Annotated in this window: 1 protein-coding gene; it reads left to right on the top strand. The window is 49.7% G+C overall.

The features are described 5' to 3' along the window. Positions 1 to 696: lipopolysaccharide biosynthesis protein (locus tag AC1DWM_RS30135; protein ID WP_477796894.1), on the top strand; the 696-nt coding region annotated here is incomplete at both ends.

Genomic DNA, 696 nt, shown 5'->3' with positions numbered 1-696 from the left:
AATCATCGGGCTTGGTTCAAAATGCCAACACCTTTTGCCTGCCAGTGAAACGCTTGGCCAGTCCATCGGTTGGTCATTCAAACCGATCCGGCCGATATTGAAGTTTGCTCTGACCATAGCCTTCACCTCATCGGTGTGGGTGCTGGTCACGCAAAGCGATAAACTGGTGCTCTCTGGCATTTTACCTCTGGAAGAGTATGGTTTTTTCACCTTGGCGGTACTAGTCGCCAGCGGCATCATGGTCATTAGCGGTCCTATTAGCAGCGCCATAATGCCACGCATGGCCAGACTGCACGCAGAAGGTAAAAATGACGAATTGATCCGTGTCTATCGAAATTCAACCCAGTTGGTAAGCATAATCGCCGGCTCCGCAGCTATCACTCTAGCCAGCTGCGCTGAACCACTGCTCTTTGCTTGGACCGGTGATCGGCAGCTGGCCGAAAGTGCCGCTCCCGTCCTTCGCCTTTATGCTGTCGGTAATGGGTTACTCGCAATAGCAGCCTTTTCCTACTACCTGCAATATGCCAAAGGTAATTTACGCTACCACCTCATTGGTAATGCAGGTATGACTGTAATCCTTATTCCAAGCATAGTCTTGGCGGCTACGCATTTCGGCGGGGTTGGAGCAGGTTATGTTTGGCTGGCAACAAATTGTTTTTTTCTATTAGGTTGGGTTGCATTTGTACACTATAAGCT

This window comes from Pseudomonas sp. P4_C8 (assembly GCF_056401975.1).
This window is presented reverse-complemented; position numbering and strand designations above follow the sequence as displayed.